The organism is bacterium (assembly GCA_009926305.1).
Lineage (GTDB): Bacteria > Bdellovibrionota_C > UBA2361 > UBA2361 > RFPC01 > RFPC01.
Map to the genome: position 1 here is coordinate 1 of RFPC01000047.1, position 22,927 is coordinate 22,927.

At 47.2% G+C, this 22,927-nt stretch carries 15 protein-coding genes; 3 read left to right on the forward strand and 12 right to left on the reverse strand.

All coding sequences use genetic code 11. From position 1 onward, the window contains the following. The 4 genes from EBR25_08615 to EBR25_08630 form a co-directional block, all read right to left on the reverse strand. The coding region (locus tag EBR25_08615) for a hypothetical protein (protein NBW41051.1) at nucleotides 1-1,211 on the reverse strand (1,211 nt) is incomplete at its 3' end. Next, on the reverse strand, nucleotides 1,211-1,456 hold the full coding sequence (locus tag EBR25_08620; GenBank protein NBW41052.1) for a hypothetical protein: 246 nt from the start codon (nucleotides 1,454-1,456) through the stop codon (nucleotides 1,211-1,213). The genes EBR25_08620 and EBR25_08615, both read right to left, overlap by 1 nt. 111 nt (nucleotides 1,457-1,567) lie before the next feature. Then, a complete protein-coding gene (gene lspA, locus EBR25_08625; GenBank protein NBW41053.1) occupies nucleotides 1,568-2,095 on the reverse strand; it encodes a signal peptidase II in 528 nt (175 codons plus the stop codon). A 41-nt stretch (nucleotides 2,096-2,136) separates the two neighbouring features. Next, nucleotides 2,137-3,405, reverse strand: coding sequence for a hypothetical protein (locus EBR25_08630; GenBank protein NBW41054.1), 1,269 nt, complete (start codon nucleotides 3,403-3,405; stop codon nucleotides 2,137-2,139). 470 nt (nucleotides 3,406-3,875) lie between these two features. On the opposite strand from EBR25_08630, the gene EBR25_08635 reads away from it, so the two are divergent. Then, nucleotides 3,876-5,633: a hypothetical protein gene (locus tag EBR25_08635; protein ID NBW41055.1), complete on the forward strand. Its 1,758-nt coding sequence runs from the start codon at nucleotides 3,876-3,878 to the stop codon at nucleotides 5,631-5,633. 126 nt (nucleotides 5,634-5,759) lie between these two features. Here the strand turns inward: EBR25_08635 and EBR25_08640 are convergent, their stop codons facing one another. From EBR25_08640 to EBR25_08655, 4 genes are all read right to left on the reverse strand, one after another. Continuing rightward, the gene (locus EBR25_08640; protein NBW41056.1) at nucleotides 5,760-7,478 is read right to left on the reverse strand and encodes a LysM peptidoglycan-binding domain-containing protein; all 1,719 of its coding nucleotides are present in this window, start codon (nucleotides 7,476-7,478) and stop codon (nucleotides 5,760-5,762) included. A gap of 260 nt (nucleotides 7,479-7,738) precedes the next feature. Continuing rightward, nucleotides 7,739-9,271 carry a D-alanyl-D-alanine carboxypeptidase/D-alanyl-D-alanine-endopeptidase gene (gene dacB, locus EBR25_08645; GenBank protein ID NBW41057.1) on the reverse strand — a complete coding sequence of 511 codons (1,533 nt, stop codon included), beginning with the start codon at nucleotides 9,269-9,271 and terminating at the stop codon, nucleotides 7,739-7,741. Next, nucleotides 9,256-9,597: a ferredoxin family protein gene (locus tag EBR25_08650; protein ID NBW41058.1), complete on the reverse strand. Its 342-nt coding sequence runs from the start codon at nucleotides 9,595-9,597 to the stop codon at nucleotides 9,256-9,258. Before EBR25_08650 ends, dacB begins: the two co-directional genes overlap by 16 nt. Nucleotides 9,598-10,014: 417 nt before the next feature. Continuing rightward, on the reverse strand, nucleotides 10,015-10,860 hold the full coding sequence (locus tag EBR25_08655; protein NBW41059.1) for a hypothetical protein: 846 nt from the start codon (nucleotides 10,858-10,860) through the stop codon (nucleotides 10,015-10,017). Between the two features lie 239 nt (nucleotides 10,861-11,099). On the opposite strand from EBR25_08655, the gene EBR25_08660 reads away from it, so the two are divergent. Next, on the forward strand, nucleotides 11,100-14,018 hold the full coding sequence (locus EBR25_08660; GenBank protein ID NBW41060.1) for a valine--tRNA ligase: 2,919 nt from the start codon (nucleotides 11,100-11,102) through the stop codon (nucleotides 14,016-14,018). A gap of 133 nt (nucleotides 14,019-14,151) precedes the next feature. On the opposite strand, the gene EBR25_08665 is transcribed toward EBR25_08660, so the two are convergent. Together EBR25_08665 and EBR25_08670 are read right to left on the reverse strand one after the other, a co-directional pair. Then, nucleotides 14,152-16,182: a hypothetical protein gene (locus EBR25_08665; protein NBW41061.1), complete on the reverse strand. Its 2,031-nt coding sequence runs from the start codon at nucleotides 16,180-16,182 to the stop codon at nucleotides 14,152-14,154. After that, on the reverse strand, nucleotides 16,182-17,984 hold the full coding sequence (locus EBR25_08670) for a hypothetical protein (protein ID NBW41062.1): 1,803 nt from the start codon (nucleotides 17,982-17,984) through the stop codon (nucleotides 16,182-16,184). Before EBR25_08670 ends, EBR25_08665 begins: the two co-directional genes overlap by 1 nt. Nucleotides 17,985-18,550: 566 nt before the next feature. Between EBR25_08670 and EBR25_08675 the strand changes: the two genes are divergently transcribed. Then, on the forward strand, nucleotides 18,551-20,404 hold the full coding sequence (locus EBR25_08675; protein ID NBW41063.1) for a cystathionine beta-synthase: 1,854 nt from the start codon (nucleotides 18,551-18,553) through the stop codon (nucleotides 20,402-20,404). A 146-nt stretch (nucleotides 20,405-20,550) separates the two neighbouring features. Here EBR25_08675 and EBR25_08680 read toward each other — a convergent pair whose 3' ends face one another. Continuing rightward, complete coding sequence (locus EBR25_08680) at nucleotides 20,551-21,927, reverse strand: lysine 2,3-aminomutase (protein NBW41064.1); 1,377 nt, start codon at nucleotides 21,925-21,927, stop codon at nucleotides 20,551-20,553. Between the two features lie 559 nt (nucleotides 21,928-22,486). Then, nucleotides 22,487-22,927: transcriptional repressor (locus EBR25_08685; protein ID NBW41065.1), on the reverse strand; the 441-nt coding region annotated here is incomplete at its 5' end.

Genomic DNA, 22,927 nt, shown 5'->3' on the forward strand with positions numbered 1-22,927 from the left:
TTAGAAACCGAGGGCGATTTCGGGGCTTTTTCTGGAACCTCGAGGGCAATCCCCAGACTCGACTTCGGTTTCAAATTCGACTGAACAGGAGATTCCGCCTGGCTCGATTTCGCATTACTTGATTTCAATGACTCCTCTCCTTCAAGGAGAGCAGAAGGCTCAAGCGCCCCTCGCACATTTTGAGCCGCAACTACTACCTTTTTGCTCGATTCAACTTTCTTCTTACTTGTAGCGCCATTTGATTTTGCGACCTTGGTAACAGGTGCACTAGGCTTTATGTCTTTTGTCTTCAGAGCTTGGCTTGGGATGCGTGCTGCTGGAGCATCTTTACGTCCGCTCTCGGAAACCACTCCCCGCTTGTCGTAAGATGCCACCCCCCGCTTCTCGTACGATGATGGCGTAGTAGCTGCTGACAAAGTTGACCCAACAACTGAGCTATGACTCTTTTTCTTCTGGAACTGTACTTCGGCCCCGATGCGCGCTTGAGAACTTCCAACCCCTGAGAGCGATTCCTGCTGTACATAAGGCTGATTCGCGCCTCTCCCAACTTGCCGCCCTTGCAGGGTACTGCCGTATTGGTATCCACTCGATAAAAAGGGATTGTTCAACGTTGACGGATCAAGAAACTTCTTGCCGCCAGGAATTGTCGGACCAACTTCGGAGACCTGTGTTTGCTGAGAGTTATACATCGCTCCCTGACTTCCGCCCGAAGCAACTGGCGATGAAATATACGGACTCGTTTGATCAGATGACAACTTTCTTAACGCCTCTAACTCTGCTTGTTGTGCCTTCAACATCGCGGCTTGACGCTCAATCGTCTGTTGCTGGGCCGCATAGCGATCATCTCTCTCAGACACCGCATCACCGATAGCATATCCAGCCCCAGCACCCGCAAGAGCTCCGATCGTTGCTCCACCAAGAGCATCTCCCGTTTGACTGCCTATTACCGCCCCAAGACCAGCCCCGATAGCACCTCCCGTGACTGCCCCTGTACTCGATGGCTCTTCCGGGAAGAAATCAAATCCTGTACCACACGCTCCAAGCGAGAGCGCAAGCAGTGTCGCTCCCACACACCTCAATCCATTTCCCCGCAAGGTACTACTCGCTGTGCCTTTGATCGAAGCACTCAGAGCTAAAGAGCCTCCGGCCAAGACTCCTCTCCGTCTCGATAGTTTTGTCGGTCTTCCTTCCAAACTTTGCCCTCTTTGCATCATTCGTACCTCTTCAGCTGTTCATTCCAAAACTTTTGCCTCTCAAGCTCTAGTCTTTCTCTCTCAAGCCGCTCCTTATCCTCTTCTTGGCGAGCAATTTGTTCTTCCCGCTGCTGACGGTCTATATCGAATTGCGATTTTGCATCATTTGAAAAGCAGCCAGATGTTGCCATTACTACCAGGCTGAACAAGGCGAAGGCGATCAGATAAATAGGAAATCGGAAAAGCAGTAAATTCACCCTCATAACTCTCCTTACAAGGTATTTTGACCCGAAGTGAAACGCTATTTCCAAAGGTACAACACGAATAGGTTTTCCGAAATACCGTTTATGAGTCGATACGGAGAGAAATTCGTGTCACGGCTTGGCGCGAAAGCGATCAAAAATCGTGATGATCACGAGTAGTCCAGCTCCAACGGATATCGCGATGTCGGCAATATTAAAAGCAGGCCAATGATAGGAACCGACATAGAAATCTAAGAAATCAACTACCTTACCTAAAACTGCACGGTCGATACCGTTTCCAATCGCTCCACCTAAAATGAGCGACATGCTGATAACACCCAACCGATCTGCATAGAATTCGTAAAGGAGAAAGTACAGCACCGCCAGCACCGCCAGCCCGGACACTCCCCAGAGGGTGATTTGTCGTATTCCATCTGGCAAATCATGAAAAAGCCCGAACGCAGCACCTTTGTTATAATGCAGCGTGAGATTGAAAAATCCATCTATAACGGGCAGCAACTCGAGCGGTTCAAAGTGTTGGACAACCAGATTCTTCGTATACTGATCGCTAATGACCACGAACAAGGCAATCGGGATAAGAATACGCGCTATAAACCGCAGTCGCGTAGGAATTGGGGGTTCCTGTTTCTCTTGTTCCATACAGCTATACCTTTTTACCCGTCTCTTCGACTTCTTGTTTCTCAATCTACCGTCAGAGCCTGCAGCCCTTTAGCAGTTCCTACAAGCAAAGTACTCTCATCAATGAAGGTTAAAACCTGTACTCCTGGAACGGCCCACTCTTGCACAGTGTTACTCCTGTACATCGTTTTTCCAAGAGCCGAATCAAACCTCGATTGAAGCTCGGTTATCACCACCCGCTGGTCTCTCCCATACGTAGCGATTCTTCTGACCTGCGGGGAAATCGCCAAAGACTTAATCATACCTCTGTGAGGAGCAAACCGAGCTACTTGGCTCAAGCCTCTCAACTGCCAAACCGTCACAGCACCAGAACCCTCCGACACAAAAAGCAGCTTCCCGTCATGTGAGGCAACCAGGTCTTCAATTCGCCCATTCCTCCCCTGCTGAATTTTTTCAGTTCGCGTTGCATCGGTGAAAAAGCCCGTTCCAAATATATTTTTATCGTAACGACCCCCATGAGCATCCTGCTCATATCCAAGAACTGCCACTACATTCCCACTCCAATCGCCTGAGAAGAAAATTCGGCCACTCGGATGAAATCGAACAGCACTCACGACACTCGAGTGCGAAAAGTACCGCTCTAAATCAAAACGACCTGTCGCGGGCTCAGAGGGATGATATTCTTCCTTCCACCTCCAACGGTATATTCTGCCATCACCACCGCCAATCAATGCGATATCATCGACTGGGCTAAGATCAAGAGATTGGATATCAGAACTAAGCCGTTCTAATTTTTTTCTCAATTGTAAAGAAGGAAGATCAATCAGTGATACCGCATTCCGATAGGCCGCTACAATTCGCGTTTTATCTCGGCTCAACCTAAAGTGATCTCCGCGAGAAGGGAGTCTTCCCAGCTCAAGACATGCTCCATCTCTGGTAGATAACAGAAACACCTCTTGATCTCCTGGCTGTCCACTATCGAAACTCTCAGCAATACCGATACGGGTTTCGCACACGTCTTGCGAAGGCTGTACACCTTCTTCACGACTCATCCCATCACACACAGCACCGAGCCAGATGAAAGAACGCTGAGTACATGTTTCCCGTGAGGATTTCTCTGAGCGGAGCAGGGCGGACGCTCGCTTTAACAGCCATTGAGAATTCTCTCCCTCTTCCCCATCCTCACGAATAACGCCTGAACCAAGCTCCTGAGGCTGAGCGGTTTTGGTAGAAACTTCAGTATTGTGAAGTGGAATCTGCAGCTGGGCGCAGCCAAGCAAAGCCCCAAAACAGACCATAAGTTGAAGTATTCTCGCATTCGCATGAGTCATAGTTTGCCTTCTATCTTACCTAAATACCTGTATTCATGATAGAAATCAAACGCTCCCTCCTCTGGACTGGCAACCTCTGTGCTCGTGTCACCGATTGCCCCCCAATCCTATGCCATACATTTCATTTCAGCACCATTTAGGGTACAAATACGGGTATTAAGTCTCATGACAGGATCCATTTCCTCTCGCTCTTAGCCGTTCTTAAGGCTAGAGGCACTTTTAGAAGACAACTGCTTGCACTACGTGGGGACTCCTTGCTCCTTTCTTGGAAGAGTCGCTTACAGCAAGAGATTGGGCAAAAGGAAATTAATCAAACGAGTCTACCACATCAACGGCGGACCTTATGAGACTGTGTAAAATGAGACTGTGAAAAGTGGGCCTGTGAAACATAGGCCTGTGAAAAGAATCGAGAATTTCTGCGGGGATAGAGTAAAAATCCCGCTAAGACTGGAGAAAAACGGAACAGGAATATGAACTACGAACAATTTCTCACCAATGAAACACTACAAAACTCACTCAAAGGCAAAGAAGCATCACCACTTGAAGTCCGTATGGTAGAAGAGCTTCAAACTGGCGAGAACATCATCGTTGAGTCGAACCGCGATAATATTGCAACAGAGGCTGGAATCATTCTTTCTCTTGCAGATAAGTCCTCTACAGAGGCTCGCTCACTGGTCATCACGCCAACACCGAATGATATTCCTCAGATTCTGACAAAGTGTGATGTGCTTCCGATCGAACTGGAAGTAAGTGAAGCGGATGGCTTCAACGGCGAGGGATCACTTTCAGTGAAAGACGGGGCTCCTGTCATTTTGGCAAGCTTCGATACCGCTGCGGCAAAAGACATCGCAGCCCTCAATATAACTACCGTTGCATTTCTTGGCTTTTCATCAGGGGCTAGAATTCCAGGTAGTGAAGCGTTTGAAAATTTCTTGGAAACCCTCAAGCAGGTTCAGGTATGCTTCTGCGCTGAGTCCATACCACTCACGTTAAATGCTGCTATCAATCGACACATCCGCGGAGAAAGCTGCAAGACTGTTAATTTAGATAAAGAGCAAGAAGTTCAACTTTCTCACGAATACTACGATATTGGACACGATTTACTCGCCAAACCAGAAGCGCTTGCGACACTTTTTGAAACAGGAAGCGATGTGCGGGCAATAGTATTTTGCAACTCTCCATCGGATACAGACTTACTTGAGGTGATGCTGAAGAAGAAGGGGCTTAAAGCAAAAAAGTTGATTGGCAACATACCTGACAGAGCAATCCATACCACTATGGAATCCGTGAGAGATGGAGAGATACATATCCTCATCTTGACCGATGTCTCGGGGAGAGCTTTTCCTGTCGAAGAGTTTGATATGGTGGTGCACTACGCAACTCCAGAGGATCCAGAGATCTATTTGCATCGGCTTGGACAGCCTGATTCTTCAAGCCGTCTAAAGCGAGTGGTAAGCCTGATTGGCTCTATGGATCTTGGGAATTTTCATTTCCTCAAGAAGGTAGTTGAGTTCGACTTTACTCAAAAATCGCTCCCAAGTGCTGAAGAGATTGCTCAGGCTCGCTTTTCTCGGTTCCAGGAAGAAGCAACATCCTTCACGACGGAGGATTCAGAGATTGTTGAGTACGCCGACCTCATTGAAAAAAGTGGCGAGCAAAGAAGCTTTACTCTTTACCTACTCCATCAGTTCCTCAGAACAATGCCGGAGCTAGAGAGCAAAGCCAGCGGTAAAGGACGAGGCGGCAGACGTGGACGTGAAGACCACCGGGAAGAGCGTCGACGAGGGAGAGATAGCGAGGAACGCTACGAGAGAAATGAGGATGGGAATGAAGAGCGACGGTCTGAAGAACGCCCGAAGCCAAAACCAACAAGAAAGGATATTCGTTTCTACGTAGGGGTTGGTACTGAAGAGGGACTCACAGAAGATGGCTTTCTTGCATTACTAAAAGATACGATGGGGGATGCTGCTCCAGAACTGAAGCGGTCATGCTTGAGAGAGAAATATTCTTTCTTTGACTTTGAACAGAAATCAGCCGATGAATTCTTCGATGCGATGAAGGATATTGAGTACCAAGGCGCTCAATTAGAGCTACAAAAAGCAGCTATCCTCTCTGTTCCACTCGAAGAGGAAGAGATCGAAGATGAAGAGAGCACTCCTGCCGAAATCAAGGTGGAGGACGTGCCAGCAGCAGATGCTTCCTCCGAGGTGGCTTCTCAGGAGGCATAAAGCAAAGCGGTGGCTTGCAAGTTTGCAACTCTCGCCGTCATGAACGTTGGTTTCTAGATAAAATCTGATACAGATAGGGGGTCATTCTGTGGCAAGAGCCCCCTATCTCGTTTTTGCATACACAGATTACCTTGGAATATACAGGCGCTGTCCGATCCGTAGTATTGAAGACCGGAGTTTATTGCGTGAGCGAATAATTCCTTGTGAAACTCCAAATCTTCTACTTACCGCCCAAAGCGAGTCGCCTCGCTTGACTCGATAAATTACTTCTTCCCCCCGACCGACCACTACACCTGAAGGTAATGCCAACTTCTGTCCGACGTATATTCGAGAAGAACGAAGATTATTCGCACGCTTCAGGCTATCTACCGTCGTTCGGTGACTCCTTGCAATTGAAAATAAGGTATCTCCACTACGAACAAGGTAAGTATGTGAACCAGACGCTACTATGCTCGACCCACTCTCTCTCTCGCTTGAATTTCCAACTACCAATCTCTGCCCTATCCGAACAAGATCTGATGAGAGTCCGTTAATACCCATTAACTCCTCAACACTCAAATCGAAACGGCGCGCGATCTTACTGAGAGTGTCTCCTCGACGTACTTGATAGCTCAGACCTTTTCCAACCGTATCTTTTGGAAGACGGAGAGATGCGAGTTGATTCTTAAACTTGACTGGCACATTGAGAGTGTAGCCAGCAGGCACTGAGTACCTCCCCTTCCACACATGACTGTGAAGAGCATAATTAACCTCTTGCAGCTCATTTTGAGAAATTCCCAGTCGTCTCGTTAGCTCTGAGGCCGAAATAGCTCGGGTTAATCTTCGGCGGTAGAGCTCATTCGCTGGCTGTATCTGAACTCCTGGAAAATAGGCGGTAGGATTTTCATAAATCTCTAGGGCTGCTAGAAACTCAGGATAGAAATTTTGGGAAGCAAATCCGAATGGCTGATCATGAATCCGCTCTACAATAGACGAGATATTTTTCGTTCCGAGTTTCTTAACCTTTCTTAATACCCCATGGACACCATGATTATAGGACGTCAGGGCCAGCGGCCATGTCCCAAGTTTCCGGTACGCATCACTTAAATAACGCGCAGCCGCCTTTGTAGCAGCAGTTACATCTCTTCTCTCATCAACTACACGCGAAACCTTTAGGTCATACGTCCTTGCGGTTGCAGGCATAAATTGCCAAATTCCAGCAGCTCCTACAGAGCTATAAGCCTTATAGTCAAAGGAAGACTCAACAAAAGGAAGGCGAGTTAACTCAATCGGAAGTCCATATTCAAGAACAAAAGTCCTCTCGATAATATGCAGGTAACGACCTGAGCGCTCAACTGCCTCGCGGTACCTCTCTCGAATGCCCCTCTGAGAACGGATCCAGTCATTATTCAGCAAGTCCCTATACTTCTTCGTCCCAGGTCCTAAAATCTGCATCTGTTTTTGTATATGCGCTTCAAAAGGGCTTCTTGGAGCCCTTCCCTCTGACAGCGACCTTACCGCCCGTCGGATCTCTGTAAATCGCTTTTCCTCTTTTGACTTCCGATATCTTGATAATCTCTTTTCGGACCACCGCCCTCCCTTATCTTGAAAGTCAAGGACATCAAAAACGATCTCGGGCTTCATTCGATGATGTATCACCGCCTGGTGCTCGCCATAGCGGCTGAAAATATCAATCCAAAACTGCACCCGACCCCGCATCTTGTCCGGTATCTGAAACGATGAGCTCCTAGAAGCCTGACTAGAGGCAGGGAGCGCAAGGCTTCCTGAAGGCGTATGGGCAGAAGATTGAGCAAAACTCTGGGGTCCGCAGAAACTCAACGCCAAGAGAAGTAAACAGAGGGACATCGCGAGTCTCTTACCCCTAAATCGGTCCTTTTGCCGACGAAATGTCTTTACTTGGCAGATTTTTGCCACGCGTACTCCCCTGTTGTAGTTCCTGAGAGTCTACCCTCTTTAACGCAAGACGAAAACGTCTTATCGAAAGAACCGTCAACCAAAAGTTCTTTCTTCTCTGGTCGCTTCAGATGCGCCTCATAAAAAAATCGGATCAGGTAAGGGATGGCTGCTTGTACCCGAAAGACTATCTGCAAATATTCATGGGTATTCTAAAAATTCGAATCTCTCAAAATCTGGACGATGCGTTTTTCGAGCTTGACTGCTGCATCACGAGAACGCACCTCATTCTGAATCAAAACAAATCCAATGTCTCTTCCTCGAATATTCTGCACTGAGCCTGCCAGGCTCGTTACTCCATCGAGTGTCCCTGTTTTCGCTCGGAGAATTCCCGGATAGGTCTTTTTGAGAAGAGTTCCACTTTCACTATCAACTGGAAGAGACGATGCAAATTCAATGTGCAACTCCTCGCGAGTCAAAGCCTCTCGTAAAACAACAGCGAGAGCATCTGCGCTCAGTCGATTCTCATGACTCAATCCAGAACCGTCTTTAAGAACATACTCTTCTCGAGGGACCCCTCGACGAGAGAGAAAGGTGGCTAAGAGATCTAGTCCTTTTTCTCTATCGTACTGCTCTCTCCCTTCCTCGCCTGAAGAGCCAAGCAGGGTTACGAGTTGCTCTGCGATCATATTATTACTGTACAGATTGAGGAGGCGAATCGTATCAATGAGGGGCTCCGAATAGTGCGTATGGATAATAGCCGAGTCATCTGAGGCAACTCCTTTCTCTACCGAACCGACAATCTCGACTCCCTCTTTCTGAAGGAATCCGCGAAATACATATCCAGCATAAAGAGTTGGATCTGGCACACTCCTCGCAACGGTCTGGCAGCCAGCTTGGCGTCTGAGGCTTCCCTTCAAGCGATAGACAAGTGGCAATTCTCTTGAAGCTGGATTCACTTCATCCACACGATAGGTAGAGGATTTCTTACTCGTAATTGCGATATGCCCTTGAAGCTTTACTGGAAACTCATGTGGTTCATGAGTAACGACTGCCCTGCTCTGACCCACTACAGGACATACTTCAAGGAAAAATGAATTATAATTCAGACTCAAAGCAGAGCCACCAGCCTGATATGCCCGCTCACCTCTTCTCGGAGCTGGAGCGGTAAAAACCGAATCATCAACGAGAATCGCCCCAACCTTACGTACTCCCCGAAGAAAAATCTTACGAGCGATTAACCAAAGATCTTCTTGAACTAACGAAGGGTCTCCATATCCTTTGAGAATAAGCGTCTTCACGGTGCTTCCAGCGAGATCTTCTCCTCGCACCTCCGTTTTCATGCGCTCGTAGGGGCCAAGTTGTTCGAGGGCAGCGAGAGCCGTTAAAACCTTCAATACACTCGCCGGCTTTAGCGGAGTTCTTTCATTGGCTGTAAAAATTCGCTCTCCGCTCCTGACGTCAAAAACAACAAGTCCTGAATTTCTGGGGATTGAGACTTCGCTGAGAACTGTAGCAGGAGATTGTTTCAGATTTTGACCTGCCCGAACGGCTGTTGGTTCAGCATTCGCTGAACCCAGCAGGAAATACACGATGAAGAAACAACAAACATGCGACAGAGCGAGCCTCTGACAAATTTTTTTTCTTCGCGCTGTATCCCATTCAGAGCGCACTCTATTTTTCTCCTCTGCTTCCTCTCTGAATATAAAAGCGATGGAAGTACATCGGTCTAGGCACTCGTACACCGCAACTGGTCAAGCTGCTCATCACCAAGCGGAACTGTTTCACTCTCGTTAATAGTAATAAAGTCTTTGTCAGCGTCAGGGACAGCAGAATCTTCAAAAATGGCCTCGACAGGACATTCTGTTTCACATGCACCACAGTTAATACATTCATCTGGATGAATGACCAACATCCCAACCGCATCATCGCCATCGTTACCCGAGGTCTCTACTCCAAAACGAGAATTGAGTTCTTTCTTCTTTACATCGTAAAAGCAATCAACCGGACACACCTCGACACATGAACGATCTTTGGTGCCAAGACAGGGACGAGTTACTACATACGTCATAAAGAGCTCCTTATATGTTCCTCAGGATGGACGAGACCATCTGCAGGTATTATCATCAGAAATAAAATCGAAGATTTACCTAGCTATCCGCTCAAAGCAAGCTGGAAAAAAATTCAAAGATCTCTATTGAGCCTAATTGAAGAGAAAAGGGAAAGAAAACACTAAAATTTTAAGAAAAAGTAAAAAAAAGGAGCGATCCAAGAATTTGAATCGCCCCCAACTCGCAGAAAGGATGGTGTCATGCCTACACATACAATGTCGGCTCCTTCTCAAAAAATTTAATAGATGGGCTCTTTTTTTAATGCTGTAATCTCAATATGTTATGAAATAAGCGGAGCTTTTTGCCTAGCCTATCTTCGATTTGAACATTTCAGAAGGTCCAGACTGCTTCTTTTGGTGCGTTTCGTTATAAATCTCTTAATTTCTAAGAAAGTGGATTCTTTTCAGGCAAATAATCCCTAAAAGCATCCCAGAGTACCAAAAAACTACAAGAGCAGAAATCAGGAGGAACAGGTGGGGATGTTGACCGAATGCGGCAACTTCCGTTGAAAGGGGAATACTCCCAAGGAGCAGCAACGCCGTCACGCCCACAACGAAAAGAACTTCAAAATACGAGTCTACTACCACATGCGAGGCCTGTTCCAGGGCATACTCCACCTGATACCTACCCAAAATGGCAATAGGAGGACTGAGAAGGAATGATAGGAGTTTGTTAAAGAGGGTAAAAAGTAAAACGCAAATACCTACTAAGCAATAGTATTGCATAGGGACCAGCTCTGCGGTTGAGCCTGAACTATGAAAACAGAAAAGAAGGACAAGAATTGGAACAAATTGCCGGTATTGAGAAGATAGGAGATATAACAAGCAACGAGCACAGCGAACGAAAGTTTGCGGAGTCTGAATGAGTAAACTTAGAGTGGGAATTTTTCCCTGTGAGAGAGACTGCAACCGGAGGGGCAAAAAACAACCCACAATAAATGCCGGTAGGACGCAAGAAAAAGTAATAATACTTAATGCACCTTGGAAATATGGAACTATCCGATTTGGAAAACTTGGCTGCACTCGTAGCCATCCCATACAAATATCTATATAGAGGTCTAACTGATAGAGTACTGTGCAAGTGAGAGTCATGAGTCCAATCTGATACACAACACCAATGCCTCGACCTCGGACAAGAAGAATCATTGGAGAGATAAAAAAGTGAAGATAACCCCTGATGGAATCTGGCAAGAGTGAGAAGATCTGTGAAAAACGCCTCTTCATAGTTGTTCGCTACTGAACACAATCAAAACATCTGTAATGCATTTGTTATGCGGTTGTTACGACAGGGAATGCGTGTCATCTGAAAAAACTAATTTTTCGGGGTATTTAGCCCACTACAACATTTAAGCCCTCCCCTATTGAGGAGACTGAATAGTACCAAAACGCAAGTGATTGCAATGAAATAGTCGGGGATAGCCAAGCGACAAGAGAAACGAAAGAGCTGACACTCAAGCGACACGGTGATATGCTCCGTCCTTACAAACTTTGCTGCATCTTGGAAACTCAGCAAAATACCGATCGAAAGAAAAAGGCTCGAAAGTAAAAGGCAAGGGATCATGACGGAACGGCAGGAGAATATTCCACTTGAAGAAAAGCACTACGATCCGTCCAAGGTAGAGAAAGCCATTTATGCTCTGTGGCTTAAGAGTGGATGCTTCACCGCAGATCCAAGCTCTGACAAACCCCCTTTCACGATCGTCATTCCCCCACCAAACGTCACAGGGCGACTTCACATGGGTCACGCATTAAACAACACCATGCAAGACCTCCTCTGCCGCTATAAGCGGATGAAAGGATACGACGTTCTTTGGATTCCAGGAACAGACCATGCAGGTATCAGCACTCAGAGCGTCGTTAAAAAACATCTCGATGCGGAAGGCATTAATTACCGAGAGCTCGGCCGCGAGGGAATGATTGAACGGATCTGGAAGTGGAAAGAGAAATACGGTGATCAAATTCTCCTCCAGCTCCGCCGGCTAGGATGTTCGTGTGATTGGAGCCGAACTCGGTTTACGATGGACGATGGGCTATCTGATGCAGTGAATCTCGCTTTTAAGCGACTCTATGATGATGGCCTTATTTATCGGGGTAAGTATATCGTAAACTGGTGTCCCATTGACCGAACGGCCCTCTCCGACGATGAAGTCGAAACAAAAGATGGTGGGGAACCAGGATTCCTCTGGCACCTAAAATACCCATTTGCAGATGGGAGTGGGCATATTGAAATCGCTACGACCCGACCTGAAACAATGCTTGGTGATACTGCAATCGCAGTGAATCCAAAAGACACCCGCTTTCAGTCCCTTATTGGGAAAGAAGTCATTGTCCCTCTCGTTGAGAGAACTATCACTATTATCGCCGATGACTTCGTTGACCCTGAATTCGGAACAGGGTGTGTGAAGGTCACCCCTGCCCATGATCCAAATGATTTTCAGATTGGGCTTCGCCACAACCTCGCCCAAATCAATATCATGAATGAGGATGCAACCCTTAACGAGGAGGCGCCGGAACCTTTTCGTGGGATGGATCGGTTCAAGGCGAGAAAAGCTATTGTTCAGGCTATGGACGAACTCGGGCTCTTGGTGACAATAGAAGAGCGTAACGTTCCCGTCGGGAGAAGCTACCGCTCAAAGGCTATTATCGAATACCGCCTCTCTGACCAGTGGTTTGTAAAAATGAAACCGCTGGCAGAAAAAGCTCTGGAAGCCTCGAAAGCGGGAGAATTGAAATGGTTTCCAGAACGGTGGGACAACTTCTATCGCTCGTGGCTTGAGAATACCCGTGACTGGTGTATCAGTCGCCAGATCTGGTGGGGCCACCGCATTCCCGCCTGGTACCACAAAGAAACGGGAGAGGTACTTGTTGATACACAAACTCCTGCCCAGGTTCAGCAAAGCCCAGCGGAATGGACACAGGATGAAGACGTACTTGATACATGGTTTAGCGCTGCGCTGTGGCCGTACTCAACCCTCGGGTGGCCTGAAGCAACTGAAGAACTAAAAAAGTACTATCCAACGAGTGTGCTCGTTACCGCAAAAGATATCATCTTCTTCTGGGTGGCTCGGATGGTCATGACTGGGCTCTATCACCTCAAAGAACTTCCATTCCATCAAGTGCTCATTAACTCCATCATCTGTGATGAATATGGGGAAACCATGTCAAAGTCAAAGGGAAATGGGATTGATCCGCTCCATGTGATTGATGGGGCCACTCGAGAAGAACTCGAAGGACCGATTCATGAAGCCCGGCCTGCTAACATGGAAGGACTGATCAAGAGAGTTTCTGAGCGATTTCCGGATGGATTTGCTGGGGTGGGAGCCGATGCACTCCGATATACCATGCTCACTTCAGCAACCGATGCACAACAAGCTCAAGTATCGCTTAAGAAGTTTGATGAAGTCGGACGCCCACTTACGAACAAGATCTGGAATGCTGCAAAACTTGCTCTGACAATCATCGAGGAGTTGCGTGCACCAACAACGAGCAGTGAGACTGGGCCTCTTGCAGCAGAAGATCGATGGATTCTTACTCGGCTAAACGAAAGCATCCAAAAAGTCTCTCAAGCGTATGACACGTATGCATTTCACCATGCAACTGGCACCCTCTACCACTTCTTCTGGGATGACCTCTGTGATTGGTACCTAGAGATCATTAAACCTCGACTTCGAAAGGGTGATGCAGCGGATACACGACGGATCGCGATGACCCTCTCTGAGTGCTTCCTCTCATTCTTGAGGATGCTTCACCCGATTATGCCATTTATCACGGAAGAGCTCTGGGGACATTTTCAAAAAGCAGCCGTTGAGAAGTCTCTCTTTTCTGAGAACGACCAATCACTCGCCTCAAGCACTCTCTGTGCGACAAGCGCCTTTCCAGAAGCATCATCGATACAGGATGCTGACATTGTGGCGGATGTTACGACTGTCCAAGAAGTGATACGAACAATTCGAAACATGCGTGCGAAAGCGAATGTGCCGCCGAAAAGTCCTCTTGAGGTGCAAGTTGTAACTGCAGATAAGAAGTGCCAAGAGGTGGTAGAGACGTATAGCGAGATGATCACTCATCTTGCGAACCTCGGCTCGCTCACACGCTCTCAAACACGACCCGAGAAGCTTGCGGTATCAGTCATTGGCGAGATGGAGATCTTCGCGAACCTTCTTGACTTCATCGACGTGCAGTCAGAGATTGACCGGACGAAAAAAGCGATTGAGAAGGTCGATAAGCAAATCACTGCACTCACTGCAAAGCTTGCAAATGAAGGGTTCGTGTCGAGAGCTCCTACAGAGGTCGTTGCCACTGAGAAGGAAAAACTTCGAGAGGCAGAAGAACAGCGGAAAAAGCTCGAAGCAGCAATAGATGAGTATCAAAACCTTCTGTAGCGAAAGACGAAAGCCGTAATACCCTACGACATGACACCCTCAGGATTTCCTACGTTACGCTGGTATGCACCTTGTGTGATATGAGGCATAGAGTTCACTTCTCCCCCAACTTAGGAGGGAGAAGTGATATAAGCTACCGATTGGTACTGGCTTTAATGGCTAAAAGTTCAAGTCGCAGTGACTGCTTCTCTTGATTGTGCAGAGAATTCCGTTTTTCAACGAAAGGCTTCGCAACTAAGTCTACTTTTCCACCGATGTTTAAGGCCGGATGACGTCTATTATTCCACAACATGCCGTAGATATTTGCATTATCTTGCCGAAACCAGACCTTCAAATGGCGATTGTCGACCCGCTCAATTGTCGCAATAGTAAGGCCCTCCAGAGCGATTTTGGCCGCAGGATGCCCATGCCCACACGGCTCAAGCTTCTTTAACTCTCCCATGAGAGTTGATGATTCCGATAGGAGCTCGGACACTGTTACTACCACATCAGCATTTACCGTAGGGACGATAATCCCTTCATTCCCCATACTCTTCTTAACACCTGCTCGCACTCGGTTTTTAAAAGCTAGGAGATTTTCTTCTGGTAATGTGAATCCCGCGGCTGCGGCATGCCCTCCACCCTTCGCAATCAGATCACCGCACTGCTCAAGGATTTCAGCGAGATGGACTCCTGAGCGCGAGCGCGCTGAACCGACAAAGTTACCCTGTCCATCCTTTGTCATTACAAAGGCAGGACGGGCATAGCGATCCGTGAGCCGCGCAGCAATGATACCATGCACCGCACCCTCAAACTCTTGGTTCGTGACGAAGATTACATTCGGTACAAAAGGCTTTGCCTCAAGCTCTTTCACAACTTTATGGGTAACAAGCCGCTCAAGCTCCTTCCGGCGGCGATTTCTTTCATCAGCAAACTCGGCAAGAGCACGCGCTCTCTTTCGAACTGGTGTCGAAAGAAGTTCCGTCATCAACATTCCAGCAGTCTTGCCACGCTGTGACCTCGGCATCATTCGGGTAAGTGCATTCAGCCGTGGAGCCAACTTATACCCGAGATCCTCTGCGCTCACGGGCGAGCGTACACTGGCCAAAGCCATCAACTCCTGTAGTCCCTTGATCGGGGTACGATTCATTTCCTTTAATCCATGAGAAACAATCGCTCGATTGCTGGGCGTAAGTGGCACAACATCTGCTACCGTTCCGAGAGCGGCAAGTGCTAATAGAGGCCGAATGCTGGTTTTTTTTGCTCGTTCAGCGAGTTCTTGATCAGCTCCCCGCATCAACTTTTTCCGTACTGCATGAGTAACCAGCCATGTCAGACCTGCGGTACAGAGATTATCATTATGAAAACCACAGTTTGGTCGTTGCGGATTGATAAACGCATCAGCAGCGAGGGCTTCTCCTTCAGGCTGATGATGGTGATCGATAACCAACGTTCTTAAACCCAGCTTTTTCGCTAACGCTAGCTCCTGATGACTCTTGGTTCCAAAGTCGAGTACAATCAGTAAACCACCCTTGCCTCGCTTCGCAGCTTGCTGAACACGCTCACTATTCAAACCATGACCTTCTTTATTTCGATCTGGTGAAATGACTCTTACATTTTTTGCTCCTACATCACGAAGGAATCGAGTCAAAATTGCAGCAGAGGTTGTTCCATCAGCATCATAATCGCACACAATGGTAATCGGCTTCGCCTCCGATATTGCTCTTGATACCTCTGTACGCGCCTCTTTCAGTCCCAATAAAGAGGGAATACGTCTTACATGTGGCTCGAGAGATGGTTTAAGGAAGGTCGCTAATTCGCTTCCCTCGGAGAATCCACGCGAAGCGAGAATGCGCCCCGTGGTAAGTGATAGTCGAGACCCTTCCTGAATGGCTCGAGCCGTTTTCTCAATTGCAATAATTTCTTTGGTAGTCCCTTTTGGAATTCCTGGTCGTGGATGGACGACATGCGATTGCGCACGTACCCCCTCTGGACGTCGCTCGGCTAACAACTCTTCTCGCCGTTCTCCCGCCTTAAATCCAGTGGCTATCCTAGCCTGCATTTCCTTAACAAGATCTTCAACACCAGCCCTGTACTCGCGCTCCTCTCTCGCTTGCTTCTCTTCAGGACTTTCATTCTGATGATCGTCTGGGCTCGGTTCCGAATCATTGTTTGTCGTTATCATCACATGTCCTCATCAATGACATCACCATAGACATTACTCTCTTCCTCTGGGGGCAGTCCTATCCCTTTGTAAAACAGTCCATAGTTCGGTCGAATTGAGACTCGAGGATTCGTTATCTCTCCAGTCGGAATGAAAATCTCCTTGACCATTGCTTGAGCGGTCTTCGGCTCTGCACCCACCGATCGCAATGCGGCAATAAAGCTCGTCTTCGTCAAATGCTCAGATACGCACTTTTCGGCGACTTCAGGATATTCCTCTTGTAATTTAGCGATATCGATCCTTTTCCTCGCTCTTGAGGAGAGGCGGGCAATCCCATGAGGGCACTTGTAATTGACTGTAGGAGATCCATCTGCCAGCTCCACCAAACGCTCTAATATTCGCTCAGAGTACTTTTGAGTCTTTGCTTCAAGCGCCGCCAACTCATCTCCAAGACCAAAGCTGCGAATCACCTGCAACTGTCCAAGCTCGGCTTCGAGAAGTGCTTCCATTAACTCACTTTTAGAGAGCAAGGAAACGTCTCTAGCAATCGGAAAAGGAGCAGCTTCTCGTTCTGCAGATACATTGTTCAGACTGAGCGATAATCGTGGTTGGGATAATTCCCCTGTATCGGTGTTAATCGCATTCCAAATCTCATTCAGCTCAGAGCCTCTCTCAAGATCTTCCAAAGCAGCTTTTAGGGCAGTCTTAGTGGTTTTCTGTTGAATCGTTTTTTGGGCAAGATCTGGGAGAAGCTCTCTTAGTAAGTTTATGTTCGCCTTTTCAATGGGAAGCTGCCGCTGGGAAGCGATGCCATAGGCACCTCGGTAATTATCAGTAATCCCCTCCTCTGCATCCGTCAAAAGCATTTCCGTGAGGCGCTCACGACAAGCACTCGCTTGAGCATCAAGAAGCGCCAGAGCATCCCGTATTTCCGGTCGACCGAGCAATTTCTCTTTGCCTACCTGAGCTTCAGAGACTCCCTTGATTAAAGTAGACAGACCCATCGAATACCGTGGTGTCATTCTCTTATCAATCGCGACCAACTTATCGTGCAGGTGAATTACTACCTCTGCATCAAGAGCAGCATAAGCTATTTGCTCTTCCGTTAGGGGCCGTTGAATCCATCGACTCGTCTGTTCCTCCTTACTCATCTCCGCTCCCATGAGCTCTAAAACGCAAGCCTGAAGGGAGTAACTCTTAAGATCGGGTCTCATATACTTTGCAAGACGCTCTGTATCCACAACGCCTGCAAGCCCCAGTCCATACTTCTCAAACTGAGCTTTCTCAAACTGGGCATGATGAACTATTTTCGCTATCTTCTCGTCTTCGAATACTTGTCGTAAGGGCTCAAGCGAGTTTCGGCCCTTCCCGTCCTTAACGGCATGCGCATCCAGCTTCACCACATCAATCAGAAATGTCTGCCCCATACCCTTCGTCATAGCGCGAGTCCGTCCATGAAGTTCCTCAGGTGGAATAGAGATCTGAATTAAACAGAGTTCATCAGAGAGCACTTTAGGGCCCCACGTTTCAGTATCAATCGAAAACCGACTAACTCTTTTCAGCTTTACGGCAAGCTTCTCTAACTGCTTCGGTGTATGTAAGTGCGTGATTGGCCAAGCTGGCTTAAGTGATGTAGTTGCAGCTTCCTCAGAGAGATATGCATGCTCACCAAGTCGCAACCGTAATTCGTTTGAAAGTTCTTCCGGAGATTGATCTTTGCCCTGCTCCTGTTCCTTCGGTAGACAACTATCGCTCAGTGTGTTGTCCGCTTGCTCCTTCCCCTCCTCCTCGGGCAAATGCGGACTCATCCCATCATCAATCATATCTTTCCACCTACACAGAACTTTGCTGGATAGCCCCTCTACCGCCGCTCGTTAAGGAGTCCTCGGCGTTCTCGCTAATGCAGAATGAAGTACGCATACCATACTTTCTTGAACGCTGTATTAACAAAATACTAAGGTTCCCTGATAATTTTTTCCTACATCAAGAGGGTATATGGGAGAACGGAGGATTCGCCCTTTACCTGTACACAACTACGCAAGCACACCACTCTAGTCAAATAAAATGCGATGCTCTCCTAACTCACTGTTTCCCATACATCTTTTGTCAAGTATTTCTACACGCACGCCCCGAGAAGAATGCAAGGGAACGGTCGCTATCTCTTGTAGCACCATCTTCAAACAACATGCACTGAAGAACAAAGGGACCATCTCGTTTACTCCGCTCACGAAGCTTCGGATATTACTTGAGCTCAATATCATTGTCTGAATATTATGGTATTACTATTTGATGAGCCTCACTCAACCGACGAGAATATAGCGCCAAAAGCGATGTCAGATCTTCATAGCTCAATGTGCGCGTTCTCTCTGTAACCTGATTGGTAATAGCTATGAACGACTCTAACGAACTGCAATATATCACTCGTATCCTAGAAAACATTCCTGTGGGCTGGCTTCAGCTAACGACCCATCGGCTCGATATCTATGAAGAACACCTAGCAAAAACTCAGTTCCTAGAACAGTTTGAGCAATTATTCGATACAAATAACACGGATCAAGCCGCTCTTGCTGAACTACCGACCGCGTATGACTACATTCGATTAGGACATCCGTTATCCTCAGTACTTGAGTGGACGGTGGCCCGTCTCATGAATCTACGACCTGAAAGTGTCATTAGCTTCGCTTCTAAAACTCTACCGCTCATGGCAGTCCTGAGAAAAAATCTCCTTGAAGAAAAATCCACTCAAATCCTCTACAAGGATTCTCTTCCAGCCTATTTTGATGCGGAATCCCTCCGAAATATTTATGGGTACTCATTCGATCTACAACAGATAGAAAGTACGAAAGACATTCCTCCTTTTGCTGGAAGCACGGTCGTCTTACTCGACAGACTTCCGCTCGAAAATGCTCAGATTCCTGAAGGTATCGATTTTTTACTTGCTCTGTATGACGAGCTTGGAAGTGTTCTGCTTGTCAATAGTGATGCTCATTCCTCCTACATTTCAGAGATTCAACATGTACGGAGAAGAGAGACTATCGCGATGACGCCAGCAAATTGCTTCTCGATTCTTCAAAAGCTAACAGGAATTTCGCTACAGACTGATTCGGAGAACCCAAGGAATGCAACTCTCAATAAAGAGACTGTGACGAAGACCATCCAGCGTATCACTGGCACTGAGACCCCCGTTCTTATCGCTTCAAGCGGTCTTTCCATACAATACGCAATCGTCATGGGTCTCATTGATCACGCCCTTGAAGCGCATAAAGGAAAGGCGATCAAGATTATTGTTCCCCCAAACTGCTATGGCGGAACAAACGATCAAGCACGGCGAATTGCCGCGTGTATTGATAGAGTCGAAGTCCTTGATCTCCTCGTAGATGATGGACATGATATGGTTGAAAGCCTTGATGCTATCCTCGAAAATGTTGCGAAAGACGATGCGGTGCCCTATATCATCGCCGAGATACCTACTAATCCAAGAGTAGAAGTTCCAGACTTAGATGCGCTAGCGAAAGCACTCGGCAAGCTTCGCACGACCTCCGCCGGACGGAATGCTGTCGAGCCAGTATTCATTCTTGATCAAACGTTTTGTCCTAATTTTCACTTTCTGCGTGAAGAAGATGTCCTCTCTTCGGTTAAAACCATTGCGTATATCAGTGGTTCAAAATTTCCCAGTGGCGGAAGATGCACCGCTGGATATTGCGTGGCAAATGGGCAGGCTCGATCACTGATGGGGAATATTGAGAAGCATCTGATCCTCTGTGATAACGAGGCGACCCATCTTCAACTGCAATTACTTACTGAGTATCTGCCATCGATGAATGAACGAATTCAGGCCGCCTACGATAACACTCGTGAATTTGTCCGATTTATTGCTGACGTGCTACCAGATGCAAAGATTAACTTTGTATCAGAGGAATTAGCAGCTCGAGGGTTCACCCCATCTGTCTTCTCATTAGACCTTCCGACAAAGGGAGATTCAGAGCGAGAACGAGAGGCCTATAAGCGAGACTTAAATTTGAAGTTAATCAATCTCATGATTCATAGGATACCAGAGGAGTGCAAATACTGTGTCAGCTATGGGCAGCTGAAAGGCTCGTATTGGACCATTCCCGCTACCTCAACACAAGGGACAACGAAAGAAGATGACAAGGACTACATTGTTCGAACATCTCTATCTTCAAATATGGACCTTGAGCACCACAAAGAAGTGTTTAGAGAATTTGTTACGCAGATACAGTAACACTCGCTACCAGTAAGCAACTTCTCCTGGTGCTAGGCATCACATTGTTCATTCAGTTGCTGTTCGCTCAGTTGCTGTTCGCTCAATTGCTGTTCGCTCAATTGCTGTTCGTTCATTCGCTAACGTTCGTTGAGGAAGAGAATCCCTTAAGCGACCTGAGATAATGTGTACAGACGCTCATCCGTGGCTGAACCCAGCATCATCTGGTCTAATTCCTCTTGATAGAAAAACTCTGGCTTTCCAAATGCTGGCTTGAGATCATCAATCCATACAGCAGCATCGTCATACTTTGCAAAGAACGGGAGGTGTGACCATTCTGGATTCCGCGATTCAAGCATTCGTAAGACAAAAAGCTTTTCTCCTTTTATCTCTGTTACGCCAACAACTTGGATCTTTCCTGGATTGGCCGACATGCTGAGACCTCGGATATGCCGGCCAATACCACTCCGCGTACTCATCGCTTTACGACAGATATCCCATGCACGGGCAAGGGGTACGGCAAAATAATGCTGGGCGCCTGTATCTCGCGTAGCAAACATAAAGTATGGAATAATGCCTTGGCTCACCTCTTCTTGCCACTTCTCAGCCCAGAGCTTCCAATCATCATTAATGTGTCGAAGGATTGGTGTTTGACTGCGCACCTCTGCTCCAAGAGCTCGCACCTTTCGGATTGCCGCACGGGCTGCAGGGGTCTGAAGTTCTCGCGGATGATTTATATGAGCCATGATTGCTAAGTGCTTTCCACTCTCAACAATCCTGCTCATGAGAGCAATTGTTTCCTCCGCATCTGGATCGGTAAGCACTTTGTAAGGCCAATACGTCATAGCTTTTGTTCCAAACCGTATGGTCTTTACGTGCTCAATCTTTGCATCCAGTAGAGCATCGACATACGTCTTTAACACTCGCGCTCGCATAATGAGAGGATCGCCTCCTGTGAATAAAATATCAGTCACTTCTGGGTGCTCGCGCACATACTGAACCAGCTGTTCAGCGTCTTTCATGGCAATTTTCAGACTGTCCATTCCAACAAACTGTGGCCATCGGAAACAGAAGGTACAGTAGGCATGACAGGTCTGACCCTGACTGGCAAAAAAGAGTATTGTTTGTTCGTACTTGTGTTGAATTCCAGGAAGAGGAGTCCCATCTTTGAGTCTGGGAAGGTTCAATTCCATTTGTCCCGCTGGATGCGGATTTAGGGCAAGACGAATTTCGTCAGCAGTCTTCCGAATCCTCTGCTTGTCTCCAGTTTTAACCACGGCTTTCATTCGCTCGTAATGTTCCGGAATGAGCATTCCTCGCTGAGGAAAGTTGAGGATAAAGATTGGATCCTCTGGATTTTCCCAATCAATCAGATTATCAACCATGTAATTATTGGTTTTAAAGGGGAGTACCTGACCTACAATATCTACGGCTTCAATCTGTTCAGGAGACAAATTCTGTAGCTGAGGTATCTGTTTATAGTTTCCAAGCGTATAAGCTCGATATTTTGGATTAGCATTTTCAGTCCAGTTTCCATGTTCCATCATTACTTTATTCCCTTTCAATTCAACCTTCAGGTGTCTTTCCGCACGGCTACTAGCGTGAAGTCATTTATCTTGTAGAGGAGGAACGTTGAAGTTTTCTTCCCCTAGAGAACTCCCCCATTCGTCATGCTTTCGATTCGCGAAAGGCAAATCGGTGAAGGCAGATGGGTAAAGGCACAGGTGTCAGCCGCGTTCGTTTGACTTGTGGCATGATATACACCGCCACAGACGCTGCTTTGTTACCACCACAATGTCTAAGGGTTATTGCATTCAATATCGCTAAGGTCGTTCCCCAAAGACCTTATGACGCATATGGATGAGTCGCATTACTGCTCGTTTCTTTTGGTCTCGCATTTCAGGCGTAGAGCAGCATTCGCTATATCTTCACTCACCTGTTAGCACAGCCAACTTTCTGCATACCGACTCATTGCGGCACTAAAAATCACCCATGGGCAATTTTTGTTCTCCTGAGTATATCGCTTGAGAACCGTAAATCCAAAGAATAAAGAGAATTTTTTGAATTCTCGTGACAATGAAAGGCAATGCAGTTCGTAATGAACTATTTCACACAGCTCGCACACACTCCATCCATGTGCAGGAGATGGGAATCTGGAACAAACTGAAGCGTGTGCTTCATGTGAAAGAGTAGCGGCGCTACTACCTCTGATGGCACATCAACTTCCTTAACCTCGTTACACTTTGTACACCGAGACAGCACATGGTGCGAGTGTTTACACGCACGGTGATTACACGCCAGATACGTGCCTTCAGGAGTAACTCGGTGAACGAGATTAAGCTGTGAGAGCGTATCAAGAATTCGATACACGGAAGCCTTATCAAGAGTAACGTCCCCTCCTCCGTTACCAGACAACTGCTCATAAATTGCAGGGGCTGAAAGTGGCTGCTCAGCCTTTGCAATACACTCAATCACCGCAATTCGAGAACGGGTAATCCGGCAACCAGCCGTTTTGAGTGCCTCTAGAGAGGTACTCAAAAACCC

Bases quoted from the DNA above. Each gene is read 5' to 3' on its own strand.
- EBR25_08655 (NBW41059.1), bottom strand. From the start codon at position 10,860: ATGAAGAGGCGTTTTTCACAGATCTTCTCACTCTTGCCAGATTCCATC.
- EBR25_08635 (NBW41055.1), top strand. From the start codon at position 3,876: ATGAACTACGAACAATTTCTCACCAATGAAACACTACAAAACTCACTC.
- EBR25_08630 (NBW41054.1), bottom strand. From the start codon at position 3,405: ATGACTCATGCGAATGCGAGAATACTTCAACTTATGGTCTGTTTTGGG.
- lspA (NBW41053.1), bottom strand. From the start codon at position 2,095: ATGGAACAAGAGAAACAGGAACCCCCAATTCCTACGCGACTGCGGTTT.
- EBR25_08665 (NBW41061.1), bottom strand. From the start codon at position 16,182: ATGATAACGACAAACAATGATTCGGAACCGAGCCCAGACGATCATCAG.
- EBR25_08680 (NBW41064.1), bottom strand. From the start codon at position 21,927: ATGGAACATGGAAACTGGACTGAAAATGCTAATCCAAAATATCGAGCT.
- EBR25_08675 (NBW41063.1), top strand. From the start codon at position 18,551: ATGAACGACTCTAACGAACTGCAATATATCACTCGTATCCTAGAAAAC.
- EBR25_08670 (NBW41062.1), bottom strand. From the start codon at position 17,984: ATGATTGATGATGGGATGAGTCCGCATTTGCCCGAGGAGGAGGGGAAG.
- EBR25_08650 (NBW41058.1), bottom strand. From the start codon at position 9,597: ATGACGTATGTAGTAACTCGTCCCTGTCTTGGCACCAAAGATCGTTCA.
- EBR25_08620 (NBW41052.1), bottom strand. From the start codon at position 1,456: ATGAGGGTGAATTTACTGCTTTTCCGATTTCCTATTTATCTGATCGCC.
- EBR25_08640 (NBW41056.1), bottom strand. From the start codon at position 7,478: ATGTCCCTCTGTTTACTTCTCTTGGCGTTGAGTTTCTGCGGACCCCAG.